The sequence below is a fragment of the Bradyrhizobium iriomotense genome (assembly GCF_030160715.1).
GTDB classification, from domain to species: Bacteria; Pseudomonadota; Alphaproteobacteria; order Rhizobiales; family Xanthobacteraceae; genus Bradyrhizobium; species Bradyrhizobium iriomotense.
Genome location: NZ_BSOW01000006.1, coordinates 30,148 through 42,453, shown reverse-complemented (window position 1 = coordinate 42,453; position 12,306 = coordinate 30,148). Strand labels below are relative to the sequence as shown.

General features: G+C 62.3%; 15 protein-coding genes. 8 read left to right on the top strand and 7 right to left on the bottom strand.

Going from position 1 to position 12,306, the window contains the following annotated elements; all coding sequences use genetic code 11:
• Nucleotides 1-40 precede the first annotated feature (40 nt).
• Nucleotides 41-1,243 carry a FecR family protein gene (locus QQL28_RS10375; RefSeq protein WP_284264484.1) on the bottom strand — a complete coding sequence of 401 codons (1,203 nt, stop codon included), beginning with the start codon at nucleotides 1,241-1,243 and terminating at the stop codon, nucleotides 41-43.
• Between the two features lie 131 nt (nucleotides 1,244-1,374).
• Here QQL28_RS10375 and QQL28_RS10370 point away from each other — a divergent pair, with 131 nt between their 5' ends.
• The 3 genes from QQL28_RS10370 (at nucleotide 1,375) to QQL28_RS10360 (ending at nucleotide 4,912) form a co-directional block, all read left to right on the top strand.
• Nucleotides 1,375-3,171, top strand: a complete 1,797-nt coding sequence (locus QQL28_RS10370) for a ShlB/FhaC/HecB family hemolysin secretion/activation protein (protein WP_284264482.1) — start codon at nucleotides 1,375-1,377, stop codon at nucleotides 3,169-3,171.
• A gap of 128 nt (nucleotides 3,172-3,299) precedes the next feature.
• Nucleotides 3,300-4,130 (top strand): alpha/beta fold hydrolase, encoded by an 831-nt coding sequence (locus QQL28_RS10365; RefSeq protein ID WP_284264480.1) that lies wholly within the window; start codon nucleotides 3,300-3,302, stop codon nucleotides 4,128-4,130.
• Between the two features lie 464 nt (nucleotides 4,131-4,594).
• A complete protein-coding gene (locus QQL28_RS10360; RefSeq protein ID WP_284264478.1) occupies nucleotides 4,595-4,912 on the top strand; it encodes a c-type cytochrome in 318 nt (105 codons plus the stop codon).
• A 182-nt stretch (nucleotides 4,913-5,094) separates the two neighbouring features.
• On the opposite strand, the gene QQL28_RS10355 is transcribed toward QQL28_RS10360, so the two are convergent.
• The 3 genes from QQL28_RS10355 to QQL28_RS10345 form a co-directional block, all read right to left on the bottom strand.
• Complete coding sequence (locus QQL28_RS10355) at nucleotides 5,095-5,436, bottom strand: phasin (protein ID WP_284264476.1); 342 nt, start codon at nucleotides 5,434-5,436, stop codon at nucleotides 5,095-5,097.
• Between the two features lie 128 nt (nucleotides 5,437-5,564).
• Nucleotides 5,565-5,747, bottom strand: a complete 183-nt coding sequence (locus tag QQL28_RS10350) for a hypothetical protein (RefSeq protein WP_027528419.1) — start codon at nucleotides 5,745-5,747, stop codon at nucleotides 5,565-5,567.
• Nucleotides 5,748-6,291: 544 nt separating this feature from the next.
• Nucleotides 6,292-6,756: a hypothetical protein gene (locus QQL28_RS10345; RefSeq protein ID WP_284264474.1), complete on the bottom strand. Its 465-nt coding sequence runs from the start codon at nucleotides 6,754-6,756 to the stop codon at nucleotides 6,292-6,294.
• Between the two features lie 201 nt (nucleotides 6,757-6,957).
• Between QQL28_RS10345 and QQL28_RS10340 the strand changes: the two genes are divergently transcribed.
• Nucleotides 6,958-7,314 (top strand): hypothetical protein, encoded by a 357-nt coding sequence (locus QQL28_RS10340; protein ID WP_284264471.1) that lies wholly within the window; start codon nucleotides 6,958-6,960, stop codon nucleotides 7,312-7,314.
• A gap of 129 nt (nucleotides 7,315-7,443) precedes the next feature.
• On the opposite strand, the gene QQL28_RS10335 is transcribed toward QQL28_RS10340, so the two are convergent.
• Complete coding sequence (locus tag QQL28_RS10335) at nucleotides 7,444-8,022, bottom strand: hypothetical protein (protein ID WP_284264469.1); 579 nt, start codon at nucleotides 8,020-8,022, stop codon at nucleotides 7,444-7,446.
• 59 nt (nucleotides 8,023-8,081) lie between these two features.
• Entirely contained in the window at nucleotides 8,082-8,594 is a 513-nt protein-coding gene (locus tag QQL28_RS10330; protein WP_284264467.1) for a GcrA family cell cycle regulator, read from the bottom strand.
• Nucleotides 8,595-8,762: 168 nt separating this feature from the next.
• Between QQL28_RS10330 and QQL28_RS10325 the strand changes: the two genes are divergently transcribed.
• Both QQL28_RS10325 and QQL28_RS10320 read left to right on the top strand, forming a co-directional pair.
• The gene (locus QQL28_RS10325) at nucleotides 8,763-9,374 is read left to right on the top strand and encodes a S24 family peptidase (protein WP_027528414.1); all 612 of its coding nucleotides are present in this window, start codon (nucleotides 8,763-8,765) and stop codon (nucleotides 9,372-9,374) included.
• A gap of 117 nt (nucleotides 9,375-9,491) precedes the next feature.
• Nucleotides 9,492-9,767, top strand: a complete 276-nt coding sequence (locus tag QQL28_RS10320; protein WP_284264464.1) for a hypothetical protein — start codon at nucleotides 9,492-9,494, stop codon at nucleotides 9,765-9,767.
• 40 nt (nucleotides 9,768-9,807) lie between these two features.
• Here QQL28_RS10320 and QQL28_RS10315 read toward each other — a convergent pair whose 3' ends face one another.
• Nucleotides 9,808-10,782, bottom strand: a complete 975-nt coding sequence (locus tag QQL28_RS10315; protein WP_284264459.1) for a quinone oxidoreductase family protein — start codon at nucleotides 10,780-10,782, stop codon at nucleotides 9,808-9,810.
• Nucleotides 10,783-11,008: 226 nt separating this feature from the next.
• On the opposite strand from QQL28_RS10315, the gene QQL28_RS10310 reads away from it, so the two are divergent.
• Nucleotides 11,009-11,209, top strand: a complete 201-nt coding sequence (locus QQL28_RS10310; protein ID WP_284264457.1) for a hypothetical protein — start codon at nucleotides 11,009-11,011, stop codon at nucleotides 11,207-11,209.
• 147 nt (nucleotides 11,210-11,356) lie between these two features.
• Nucleotides 11,357-12,304: an AAA family ATPase gene (locus tag QQL28_RS10305; protein WP_284264455.1), complete on the top strand. Its 948-nt coding sequence runs from the start codon at nucleotides 11,357-11,359 to the stop codon at nucleotides 12,302-12,304.
• Nucleotides 12,305-12,306: the final 2 nt, after the last annotated feature.

The window sequence follows — 12,306 nt, the reverse complement described above, 5'->3', positions numbered from 1 at the left end:
TCAATCCGGATGCGCCCCCTTGGTCGCCTACGAAATAGCCTCAGTGCTTGTTGTGGCCGTAAGCGTGGCCATGGCCGTTGCTGCCATCACCCCCGCCGTTGCCGTTACCATTGCCGTTGTTGCCTTTCCCGTTGCCGGTGGAACCGCCGTTGCCACTGCCGGAATTTCCACTGCTGCCGCTGGAGCTGTCACTCGACGAACCGGCTGTCGTCGCGACCGTCGTCGTGGTCGTGCTCGACGAACTCGTACTGTTGCTCGCCGCGCTGCCGCTCGTCACGACCGCCGTTTGGGCGGTGCTATTGGAAGCCGTCGTGGTCGTGCTCGTCTTGCTATCGCTCCACACGGTGTCGGTGCTTGAGGTCGACGCGCTTCTGACGGCGCCTGCCGCAACGGTCCCGCGCGCGAGCCCGTGTGTCACCTTGTGGAAATTGAGCTTCACTTCGCCAAGCGTGCCGGAGATGCGGATTACGCCCGGTGTGGCATGAGACCCGCCAACCGCCTGCTGGGATTTCGGCTCCGCGCCGGCCGCCTTGCCCTTTTCGATGTGCGCGAGAGCGTGGAAGGTGTGGACGTTCGCGGCGTTGCGCGGAGCCGGCAGGCCCGATTTCGGTACCGGCACCCGCTCGATGGTCGACGCGCGCGGCTTGCCCTGCTCGATCGGATTGAAGGTGCCAGAGCCGCTCAGATTGAGGCCAGGTTTGCCATGCTCGAAAGCCGTCGCGGCCTGGCCGGGCATCACCTGGGCGATCTGACCGGTGCGGAAATCGGAGACTTCGACCTGCCCGCGGACGACGCCGACCTTGGTGCTGTCCGCGTTCACCGTGACGCTGAACTGCGTGCCCTTGACCACGGCTGCGAGATAGGGCGTCTCGACTTCGAAATGCTTGACGTTGCGCTTTTCAACTTCGAGCAGGATCGAGCCCGCTTGCTGCACGATGGTGGTTGAAAGCCCGTCCTTCTGCTCCGTCGGCAGACCGACGACGGAATTTGGTGAGATCAGGATGGTCTCTTCGCCGCGTACCAGGAGCACACGACCGTTGCGCCCGGTCCGAATGGTTTCGCCGGGCTTCAGCGTCTCTTCCTGCTTGAGCGAGACCTGCTGTGCGCCGTCCGTCGCGATCCAGACGTCGCCGGACGCCTTGCTGACCGACCATACACCGCCATCCGCCGCAATGGCGTTGGAAGCAAATCCCAGTACCAGCACGGCCAACAGGGCGCGCCGCATTCCATCTCTGCCGAGCATGATCAGTCCTCAGTCCGCGAATAGCGGTCCTCAGGCTTATCGGAGATGTCTCAAGATAGGATTAGCCGGAGTCCCGGCAAGTTCCACCGCCGCGTTAACCATTCGTTGACCATAAAAAACTAAGAAAAATCATGCGGCTAACGATCTCTTACCGAGCCCGTGGAGGGACTCCGTTGAACTACGGACGGCGGTCCCGATGGAGCCGTCGGTGGCGACATTTTGTTACCGCAATGGGCCTGCTTGCGCCCACTCTTGCGGGAATTCCGCAGGTGCTCGCGCAGCAGGCGAACCAGCCGGGCTTCGATCCGCGCCAGACCGAAAAATATTTCGACACGCAATCCGATCAGAATTCCCGCAGCCGCCCCCCCGTACAACTACCGAGTCTCCGCCGGCCAGACGTCGGCGCCGACACCCGACCGCAGTTCGTGCTCCGCGGCGTCAGCATCGTTGGTGCGGACAGCATTCCGCGTGACCGCCTCACCGGCACCTGGCAACCGTATCTTGGAAAGCAGGTCTCGCAGGCGGACCTCGCGGCGATCGCCGGCGCCATCAGCGATCTCTATCGCTCCGCCGGTTTCCATCTGAGCCGGGCCATCATCCCGCCGCAGAACATTCAGGATGGACGCGTGCAGATCCGAGTGATCGAAGGTGCCATCGTCGAGGTCGACTTGAAAGGCGATGGCGCCGAGCAGTTCGGCATCCGTCCGATGCTGGGCCCGGTCCTCGCCGAACATCCCTCGCGCCTCGCTACGCTCGAACGCCAGCTTTATCTGATCAACGGATGGCCGGGCGTGCGGATCGCCGATACCGGGCTCGAGGAGGTCGGCACCGCGAGCGGCCGTTTCCGCCTCACCGTCTTCCTGAAGACCTGGCACATCTTCACCTCGTTCGGCCTGGACAATCTTGGATCATCATCGGTCGGACCGTGGCAGACCTATGCGACCGGCGCCTTCAACTCTTACCTCGCACCCGGCGACACGCTGGCGGTCAACCTGTCGACGATCGCGAACGATCCGCGTCAGCTTGGCTTCGGACGATTGTCCTACGACGCGCCTGTTGGCGTCGACGGCGTGCGGCTCGGCGCCTCGATCCTGTACAGCGCAGTGCGGCCGGGGGATGCCCGCCGCCTCGACAGCGACATTACGACGACCGAATCCTTCGAAGTACGGGCAAGCATCGTCCCGCTTCAGTCGCAAGCATCTTCGCTCACGCTCACCTCGGCCTTCACCTTCAGCAACGTATCGGAGCACGATATGTTCGGGCCGTGGTACAATGACCATATCAGGACCGCGAGCCTGACCTCGGACTATCGACTGCAGGACCGCTTCGGCGGCACCAACTATCTGACGCTGACCTATCGCCAGGGGCTCGACATCTTCGGCGCCTCGCACTGGACCGACGACCTTCTGTCGCGCGACGGCGCCTCGGCGAACTTCTCGGTCTTGAACGCCTGGTTCACGCGCTACCAGACTCTTACCGACGCGTGGTCGATCAAGCTCTCAGGCGCAAGCCAGACTGCGTCCCGGCCGCTGTTCACGTCGCAGCAATTCTATCTCGGCGGTGCCGCCTTTGGCCGCGGCTATGGCACAGCCGAAATCAGCGGCGACAACGGGCTTGCCGGATCGTTCGAGCTCCGCTTCGACCAGACGGTCAATTTCCGCTACTGGACCGGCTACCAGATCTACGGCTTTGCCGATGCCGGCGCGGTGTGGAACGACGGCTATCGGCTGCGCGACGGGCTGTCGCTGACATCCGCCGGCGCCGGCATACGCCTGTTCCTGTGGGACGATTTGCGAGCCGATCTCGCCGTCGCCGCTCCGCTCAGCTACCGCGCGCCTGACAATGAGCGGCGGAACGCGCGATTCCTGTTCACGCTGTCGAACGCCTTCAGGCTTTGTCCGGAGCGCGGCAAGGCGAACTGCCTCTAATTCTCAGACTATTGTTTGCGGTGCGATCGCAGCAAGCTTGCCTAAATTTAATCCCGTCCCGCCCTCACAATCGCTCGATCCGTGAGTTCCCCCTCACCACGTCAGTGAAAAGTGATCGGGATGAAACGATGAAAAGGGCTTTTGCGATTCTGGCGTTCCTTTGCGTCCTTGCTGCGGGCGAATATTTCGCCGTGAGCAAGTTCGCAATCCGCCACGAGACGCTCAATCTGTTTGACCCCGCACGCCAGCGGCCGGTCTCGGTCGACATCGCCGTGCGCCGCGATTACGAGACCAAGGCCAATCTCGGCCTCTGGAAGCTTCCGCTCGCAGTCATCAGCAACGGCAACACGGTCAAGGCCACGGAGTACTCGTTCCTGGCCAACGCGCTCGCCGCGCGCGGATATCTCGTGGCCAGCATCCAGCAGGACCTGCCAACCGATCCGCCCCTGATGACCAAGATCGGCCAGCCCTATGTCGGCAGGCAGGGCGTCTATATGCGCTGCGAGGCCAACATCCTGTTCGTCCTGAACGAATTGAAGAAGCAGCAGGAGAATGCGGAATACGATCACATCACGCTCGTCGGCCATTCCAACGGCGGCGACGTCTCCATGTATGTCGCCCACCAGCATCCCGAGCTGGTGTCCAAGGTGATCACGCTCGACAATCTGCGGGTGCCCTTCGTGCTCAGCGATCATTTGAAGATCCTGTCATTCCGCTCGAAGGATCCGAAATTCGTCACAGATCCCGGCGTTCTGCCAACGCCCGAACAGGCGAAGTCGCGCGGCATCGACATCATCAATACCGGCGCCCAGCACACCGAGCTGAGCGACCGCGGTCCGGATTCGGTGAAGGAGAAGATCCAGGCTACGCTGGATCAGTTCCTGCGCAGCAGCTCCAGCAGCGAGCTCGCACCGGCCGATACGACGAGCCCGATGATCATGAATCCCGGCGACTACTAAAGCGCGATGAGACTAGGATGAATCGTCATCGCGCTTCAGGTTGTTGTTTGCGCATGATATTTCCGGAAAACCGCTTCACACTTTTCCGGATCATGCTTTAGGCCCACTCGTCAATCGACGGGCACGCCTGAGGCCCGTTTGTCCTCCAATAGCCTGGCTGTTCGGATGGTCCAGCCATCGGGTGCTGTGGGTTGGGCCCCAGCCAGGCCCGACTTGCGGCAGATCAAGGCGGCGCGGCGCCGAATACGCGACAAGGCGGACCTCGAACGTCGGGAAAGCCCAGATGTCGCACTACACACAAAGTCTAAGACTGCCCGCCGCGGCTGCGCCGGCCTTCCTTCGCCGCCTCTACCGCTCCACCCGCAGGCTGGTCCGGTCGATCATCGCCCGCATCGATCTCTCGCAATTTCCCGGATCGTGCTGCGGTTGAGTACGGACACCAGCCAATGGTTCAAGGACGCCTCATGCGCGCGCCTATCAGACGGCTTTCAACTCTGATCGTCGCAGCAGGCCTGCATGGATCGCCGGCTTTCGCCGCCGATCCAGATCACGGCGCCGATCTCGCAAAGCGCTGGTGCGCGAGCTGCCACGTCGTGGCGAGTGAACAGAAACAGGCGAGCGCCGACGTCCCCGGCTTTGCGGCCATCGCGCGCAGGCCCGACTTCACGCCGGAGAAGCTTGCCTTCTTCCTGCTCGATCCGCATCCGAAGATGCCGAACTTTCCCTTGAGCCGGATCGAGGCCGGCGACATCGCCGCCTATATCGGCTCGCTGCACCAGTAGCGCGCTGACGCTGGCCTCACATGCAAATCCCTGCCGGTTGAGCCGACAGGGATCAGCAGAAAGGATGACGGACGGCGGATGATATGCTCATCCGGTGGCCCATCATGGAGCTGCCGTGCAATTGAATTCCGCGCGACGCTCTCACGCAAGATCAATTTGTGAGCAAGCGCGCCGCCCGCGGTTCAGGACTTGCCTTTGCCGGGCTGCATCAGATTGCCGGTAATCTGTCGCATATGCTCACCCGCATTGGTGAATTGACTTCTCAGGAATTCGGACTGGATGCGCATCGCTTCCTGGAGATCGGTTGCGTGAACCAGCTTACGCGCGTGCTCGAACGCCGCCTTCATGTTTTGTTCGGTAAAAGCAAGCGCCTGCTTGGAAACCTCTGTGCCGGTTCCAGGCACCGATGTCATCGACTTGGTGGCAGCATCGAAAAACAGGCCGAAGGCTTTCTCCGCCTGATCGATGGTCTTCTCGGCCAGATCGCGCAATTCGGCCGGAACTTCGAGCTTCGGTTCGATCATGTCGCCGTCCTCCCCTTGTCCCTGACTGATTTATCACACTTATCGGATCGCATTCCAGCGGCTCGGCTGGCGTCAGGGACCCTGGGGACGGCGGTTCTGGCTGGGGCGTCGACGGGCGATACCCCGCCTCACGAAAGCGGGTGCTCGGGAATCTCTTCGGTAGTAAGGTCCTCTACCAGCTTGATGACCTCGAAACGCTGCCGCGGCGCGAGCTTGAGAAATGCGCGCAGCAATCGCAGGCTCTCGACGGTTTGACTCGCAGGCGCCCCCAGCTTCAGGTGCAGTTCAGTCGCGAAATTGAGGTTTTTCATCTCGCACCTATGAAAGGAACCGCCTTCGTGAGAGGGCAGACGTCATTCGAGCACCGGGCCTCGGACATGAACGACTCTCGGCCTGGCAACCGCGGGCGGACCGCCAAACTGCATGCCTGCAACCGATCGGGCGAACCCGATGAGGTTGCAACTATGACAAGGAACAACCCCTCCGGCAAGCCAAACTGCAAGGAGAGGGTTGCTTCGTCGTCATCGCACCTCGGCATTTCCGGATGACGGACCCGGTCCGGCCCCGCAGGCGACAGGATTCAGCGGGTGATAGCTGCACGTTGGCTTGATCGGCGTCAATGCGACAAGTGTTTCCCAATATGAACAGGAGCGGGGTCACGATGCGCACATATTATTTCGATTTGAAGGGTGGCGTCTCGGTTCGGGATCCGGCAAGGCGTGGAGTTTTCGACACTGGCTACCGCGATCGCGCGCAGCAAGGATCTGGCGCAGCAGCTTCCCGCCGGGAACTGCCCGAGCGATCCGTGAAAGACGATCACCTTGCTGGGTGATTCCAGCAAGCAGAACCGATCGGCTACTGCTTCTTCAGCGTGTAAACGTAATCGTTGAGACCCGCTTCGATGGTCGCATCATCCACGATGTGGAAATCGATCTCGCAGCCCGTTTCAAGCGTCTTGATATTGTCGCCGGTGAAGCCGAGCGAGGCGGCGAGCGCCTTCGGATCGACCTTCTTGCTGGAGTGCTGCATCTCGTCGAAGGCGCCCTGGAAGATCATGTCGGGGCCGTAGTCGGCGAGCTTGTACTGCGGCTTGGCGCAGGCAAAGGGGCGCGGTCCGGAGATTTCCTTGGCCTTGACGACAACCGTCTTGCCCATCAGCCGCACCTGCTCGGCGCTGTCGGGCTTGTGCTGCGGATCCGCCCAAGGCGCCACCACCGCGCTCGTGAATTTCCAGCTTCCGACGTAGGAGGGATCGGCTGCCTGAGCGACGCCGGCCGTAGCCGCAGAAACAAGAAAGCAAACGACGCCGGTCAATTTCATCCGAGGGTCCCTAATTCTCGTAATTGGACGCGGGGCGCCGCGTCGCGGTTCACCCGTGCAACGATATTTTTCAAAGACATGAACCGCCATTCGCAAGCGGGCGACCAAAGCCCAGTGCGACACGGCCACGCAGATCATGGGCGCCATGGCTGACACTTTTCGACCAACGATTCGGGCGCACGTCCAGCAAAGGAAGACGGCATGCTTTCTCGCAGCGATCTCATCAAGGGCGCGGCGGTTGCGCTTTTCACTCTCGCATCACACGGCGCATGGGCGCAGGAGGCCAAGATGAACCTGTTCAAGATCGTCACCGTCAAGGATGAAATCGTCATCGGACTGAACGCCGAAGAGCTCCAGGCGCTCGGCGGCACCGACGCCAGCGCGGTGGCCCATGCGCTGGCGCAGAAGGGCGATCTCACGGTGTGGCAATACAACGTCCACCGCGGCCAGAACGGCGAGATGCAGCAGGCGCCGACCGCCAAGATCGGATTGCTGGCCAACGCCTCGCTCCGTGTCGAACCCTACACGACGCCATACCAGATCGTGCCGCATCCGTGAGATGCGTGATCACGATCGAACAATAACCCAGAGTGCGATGACGATTCATCCAATCTCATCGCGCTCTTGGGCATGTGGACAAAAATCGACGCCGGACTGTCCCTGCACCCTATTCAAGCGAGACCTGAGCTAGCGGCTGGGCGGGCTCGGCGCGCCAGCGCCGCCGTCGGACGCAAAGCCGTAGATCTGCGCCAGCCGGTCCAGACATTCCTGCAGCCTCTTGGAGAAATAGTCGTTCCAGCGCTGGCTGCGCACGGCACGGCGTTCGCCGACCTGCTCCATCGTCAGCCCGAGCACCAGGACATCGTGCACCAGCGCCGTGCCGTCGGTGCCGAGCTCGCGGTCGATCCGGTTCAGCCGCAGCACCGCCTGGCGCTGGCTCTCGGTCACGGGCTCCCGGCCAAGGGTGCCGTCGACATATTCCCGGCTCGGATCGACCGCCTGCGGCCCCCGCTCCGCCTTCTCCCAGTCACTCTGGAACGCACGGCCGCCGCGGTACTGCGCTTCGTCGATCTGGTGATGGGCATGAAGCCGGCCCAACGGATCGTTGCGGGTCGAGCGCAACGCGACGATCTTCTCGCCGGGATCAAGGCCTAGGGGATTGTCGACCTCGACTTCCGCCACTTCGGCGTGGGGCGGCACGTCGCGTGACCTGCGGTCGCAGATCCTTCCCAACCTGTAGGTTTTGCTGCGTTTGGCACGTGCCACTCGGATACTCCTTGACATGAAACGATGGAAATCGGATTCCCAGCACGGGGCGACCGCGTTCAGGCGGCCGCGACGAGGCGCAGGATGACCGGGCCGGTCGTTCGCGCCGTGTCGGGCCCGGAGGTCAGGTGAAAATGGGGCGTGCAATAGCTGGAGCCCGGGCGCCGGGGATGACCGCAGAAGGCGATCGGCTCCCCGTCCTTGTCCCCGCCATACGGATAGCGGCAGTCGCCGGGTTTGAGCGCGAGCAGCGAGACCAGCCGCGGCCGGATCCCGACACAGCGCAGTTTCGCGGGCTCGGCCGGCACGAGAGGCGGTTTGGACGCCTCGCCTTTTCCCGAAGGGTGTTGCGGGAAAACTCCATTCGGCAGATGCGGCGCGATCGGCGGGCTCGACGCCCGCCCGGGCGCGGCAAGCCCCATCCGCTTGGCCCGCCCGATCACCGCATTTCGGGTGTAATCCGTTCCAAATCTTGCGTTAATTTCCCTTCCGATCTCCGCAAAAGACATTCCCTTGAGAAAATAGTCGCGCAGTGCGTCGGAGTGCTCCGACGCCCAGTTGCCCGGTTCCATACTGTCTTGCCCTGTGATCTGCCTCATCTGGCCCGAACGGCCCCCTTGAGGCGAAACACACATTCCGATATTCCGAAGGTTAAGTCAAACTAGAATTCTGATATTCGTAATAGATAATTCCGAATTTCGGTTTAATATAGACGAAGCTGGACAAATGAGGGAATCACCATGCTGGACGCAACGATGATCGAACGGGGCCTGAAGCGGTCAGGCAAGAGCAAGGGCGGGCTGGCCCAGGCCATGGGCGTCCGCCCGGGCGCGGTCTCCGAAATCCTCGGCGGCGAGCGCCTGGTCAAGGCGTCGGAAATCCTGCCCATTATGGAATACCTCGAGCTCAATCTGTCGCCGATCATGGGCCGGGTCGGCGCCGGGGCCGTGATCGAGCCGGAATATGAGCAGGTCCCGCCGGAAGGACTTGGCGACATCGTGCTACCCTTCCCGATCATGGAGGAGACCGTCGCGTTCGAGGTCATGGGCGATTCGATGCTGCCCAAGTACGAGAACGGCGACGTGATCGTGGTCTACAAGGAGCAACGCTTCCCTCTGTCGAGCTTCTATGGCGAGGAGGCCGTGGTCCGGCTGAAGACGGGAGAGCGCTATCTGAAGACCATCGAACGGGGCAAGACCCCCTCGGTCGTCAATCTCGCCAGCTTCAACGCCAAGCCGATCGTCGGCGTGAAGCTGGAGTGGGTCGGCGAAATCTGCCTCACGATGCCCAAGGGCCAGCTCGAGCGCCTGCGCGCCAAGTCGGCCCGCGCCCGCAAAGGCAAGGGCAAGTAACGCGCGGACTGTTCGGGACCGCAGAGCCTCGATTTCCGATTTTTGGAAGTCGAGGCTTGACTATATTCTTATTTTCAGAAATACTGCAGCCTGCCTCGATGCGGGCAGGGAATCTTGATGCAGTATTTCGTCGTGATGATCGATTATGGCCGCCGCGGCCGCGAGGCGGTCGTCGACCCCGAAATCACCCGGCGCGAGGTCGTCTCGCGCGTCGCCTCCGGTGAATACGGAAACATCTGCTTCATCCACGAAATCAGCGGGTCCGCGGTCGAGGACGTGACCGCGGACATCCTCACCCAGGCCGCGCTGCCTGAGATTGCGCCTGGCGAGGTCGACCTCCAGGCTGCCAGCTTCGATCACGCCCGCGACCTGCGCAAGCACGAACGGTCGTGATGCAGGCCGCGAGGGGCCTGCATCACCATCTGGTCGGGCATCATACCAGCAGCACGGTCGATCCCGTGGTCTTGCGCGCCGCGAGATCGGCATGCGCCTTCGCCGCGTCCTTTAGCGGATAGGTCTGGTGGACCTCGATCTTGACCGCGCCGGACTTCACGACATCGAACAGCTCACCTGCCATCGCCACCAGGTTCTCGCGCTTAGCCGCGTAGGTGAAGAGCGTCGGGCGGGTGACGTAGAGCGAGCCCTTCTGCGCGAGCAGGCCGAGATTGAGCGGCTCGACCGCGCCGGAGGATTGGCCGAACAGTGCGACGACACCGAGCGGCGCCAGGCAGTCCAGTGACTTCAGGAAAGTGTCCTTGCCGACGGAATCATAGACGACCGGCACCTTCTTGCCGCCGGTGATCTCGTCGACACGCTTCACGAAATCCTCGCGGCTGTAGATGATGACGTGGTCGCAGCCATGGGCCTTCGCGAGCTTGGCCTTCTCGTCGTTGCTCACCGTGCCGATCACGGTTGCGCCGAGATGCTTCGCCCACTGACTCAGGATCAGGCCGACGCCGCCGGCTGCCGCATGCAGCAGGATGGTGTCGCCCGCCTTCACGCGATAGGTCTGCCGGATCAGATACTGCGTCGTGAGCCCCTTCAGCATCATCGCCGCCGCGGTCTTGTCGTCGACGCCATCGGGCAGCTTCAACAACCGGTCGGCCGGGATCAGCCGTGCCTCGGAATAGGCGCCGAGCGGCGAGGCGCCGTAGGCAACGCGATCACCCGGCTTCAAATCGGTCACGCCGGGTCCGACCTCCTCGACCACACCGGACGCCTCGCTGCCGAGCCCGCTGGGCAATTGCGCGGGATAGAGACCCGAGCGGTTGTAGATGTCGACGAAATTGAGACCGACCGCGGTGTGACGGATGCGCGCCTCACCCGGACCGGGCTTGCCGACCTCGACTTGCTCCCAAACCAGGACTTCCGGACCTCCGGTCCTGTGAAAACGAATGGCATGCGTCATGGGTGTTTGCTCCCTTATCGCTGGGTGTTCGTCGAAGACGCGGATCGGACACTGTGAAATAGGCATTTAGTCCGCCCGTTACAGTACAGAGACGTTACATGAATGCCACAGCGGTGGACAAATGCCCGCTGTTCCGCCTCTGTTCGAAAGAGTTGATGACGGCACTTACGCCACCGGCGGTAGATTCTGCGCGGGGTTAGATGGTCGCCTGCGAAGGAGAGCCGAGATGCCAGCCTATGTACAGCATCATCAGGACATCGAGATCGCGCCTGTGATTTGCCCCAGCTGCATGGGGTTCCTGCCAATGTATGTACGCGAGGTCGAGCCGCATTGGAGCCTTGCCAAGATCGACTTCGTCTACGAATGCGCCGATTGCGGTGGCGAGTTGCGGCAGACCATCTGCAAACCTGAGCATCTGCATCACTGATCGAGACGCCCGAGCCTAGCGCTCGCGTATTTGCGCCGAGCGGAAAAATGCCGTCAGCGCAACGTGTTCCCCGATAATCGAGGCTTGTCCTTTGTCCGGAAGGGGGGCAGAACAAGCCTCACGCAAGACCATCGGGAGCGCCCATTCGTGGCTGATCAGAAGGCCTCGACCTCGATCGAGGCAGTGGAGAGCGGCCTCGCCGCGCAGGGCTATATCGCGAGCCGGCAGATCGCGACCGCTGTTTATTTGTCACAACAGATCGAGAAGCCGATCCTCGTCGAGGGGCCCGCCGGCGTCGGCAAGACCGAGCTTGCCAAGGCGATCGCCGCCTGGCGCGGCAAGAAGATGATCCGCCTGCAATGCTACGAGGGTCTTGACGAGGCCAAGGCGCTCTACGAATGGAAGTACGCCAAGCAGCTTCTGTACACGCAGATCCTGAAGGACAAGCTCGGCGAAGTGCTCGGCGGCGCGCAGACTCTGCACGCCGCGCTCGATCAGTTGCATGATTTCGGCGACGTGTTCTTCTCCAAGGAGTTCGTCGAACCGCGCCCGCTGCTACAGGCCCTCGAGCAGCCCGGCGGCTGCGTGCTGCTGATCGACGAAATCGACAAGTCCGACGCCGAGTTTGAATCGCTGCTGCTGGAGATCCTGTCCGATTTCCAGGTCACCATTCCCGAGCTCGGCACCGTCTCGGCGATCACACCGCCGACGGTGATCCTCACCTCCAACAGCGAGCGCGATCTCGGCGACGCCTTGAAGCGGCGCTGCCTGCATCTGCACATCGGCTTTCCCGAGCAACGGCTGGAGGAGCGCATCGTCGAGAGCCGCGTGCCCGGCATTTCGCAGACGCTGCGACGGCAGATGGTCGGCTTCATCCACGAGATCCGCACGCTGGATCTGAAGAAACTGCCCTCGGTCAGCGAGACCATCGACTGGGCACGCGTGCTGGTGCTATTGCAGGCCGGCGAGCTCGACACCGAGATCGTCAAGGACACGCTCAACGTGCTCCTGAAATACGAGGCCGACATCGAGGCGGCGGCGCCCCACGTCACGACGTTCATTGCCAAGGCGGCGCGGTCCAACGTCTTCGGTTGACA

Coding starts and splice junctions, on each gene's coding strand:
- QQL28_RS10320 (WP_284264464.1), top strand. CDS start 9,492: ATGCAGTATTTCGTCGTGATGATCGATTATGGCCGCCGCGGCCGCGAG.
- QQL28_RS10365 (WP_284264480.1), top strand. CDS start 3,300: ATGAAAAGGGCTTTTGCGATTCTGGCGTTCCTTTGCGTCCTTGCTGCG.
- QQL28_RS10330 (WP_284264467.1), bottom strand. CDS start 8,594: ATGGAACCGGGCAACTGGGCGTCGGAGCACTCCGACGCACTGCGCGAC.
- QQL28_RS10325 (WP_027528414.1), top strand. CDS start 8,763: ATGCTGGACGCAACGATGATCGAACGGGGCCTGAAGCGGTCAGGCAAG.
- QQL28_RS10315 (WP_284264459.1), bottom strand. CDS start 10,782: ATGACGCATGCCATTCGTTTTCACAGGACCGGAGGTCCGGAAGTCCTG.
- QQL28_RS10370 (WP_284264482.1), top strand. CDS start 1,375: ATGCGGCTAACGATCTCTTACCGAGCCCGTGGAGGGACTCCGTTGAAC.
- QQL28_RS10310 (WP_284264457.1), top strand. CDS start 11,009: ATGCCAGCCTATGTACAGCATCATCAGGACATCGAGATCGCGCCTGTG.
- QQL28_RS10340 (WP_284264471.1), top strand. CDS start 6,958: ATGCTTTCTCGCAGCGATCTCATCAAGGGCGCGGCGGTTGCGCTTTTC.
- QQL28_RS10350 (WP_027528419.1), bottom strand. CDS start 5,747: ATGAAAAACCTCAATTTCGCGACTGAACTGCACCTGAAGCTGGGGGCG.
- QQL28_RS10375 (WP_284264484.1), bottom strand. CDS start 1,243: ATGCTCGGCAGAGATGGAATGCGGCGCGCCCTGTTGGCCGTGCTGGTA.
- QQL28_RS10360 (WP_284264478.1), top strand. CDS start 4,595: ATGCGCGCGCCTATCAGACGGCTTTCAACTCTGATCGTCGCAGCAGGC.
- QQL28_RS10345 (WP_284264474.1), bottom strand. CDS start 6,756: ATGAAATTGACCGGCGTCGTTTGCTTTCTTGTTTCTGCGGCTACGGCC.
- QQL28_RS10355 (WP_284264476.1), bottom strand. CDS start 5,436: ATGATCGAACCGAAGCTCGAAGTTCCGGCCGAATTGCGCGATCTGGCC.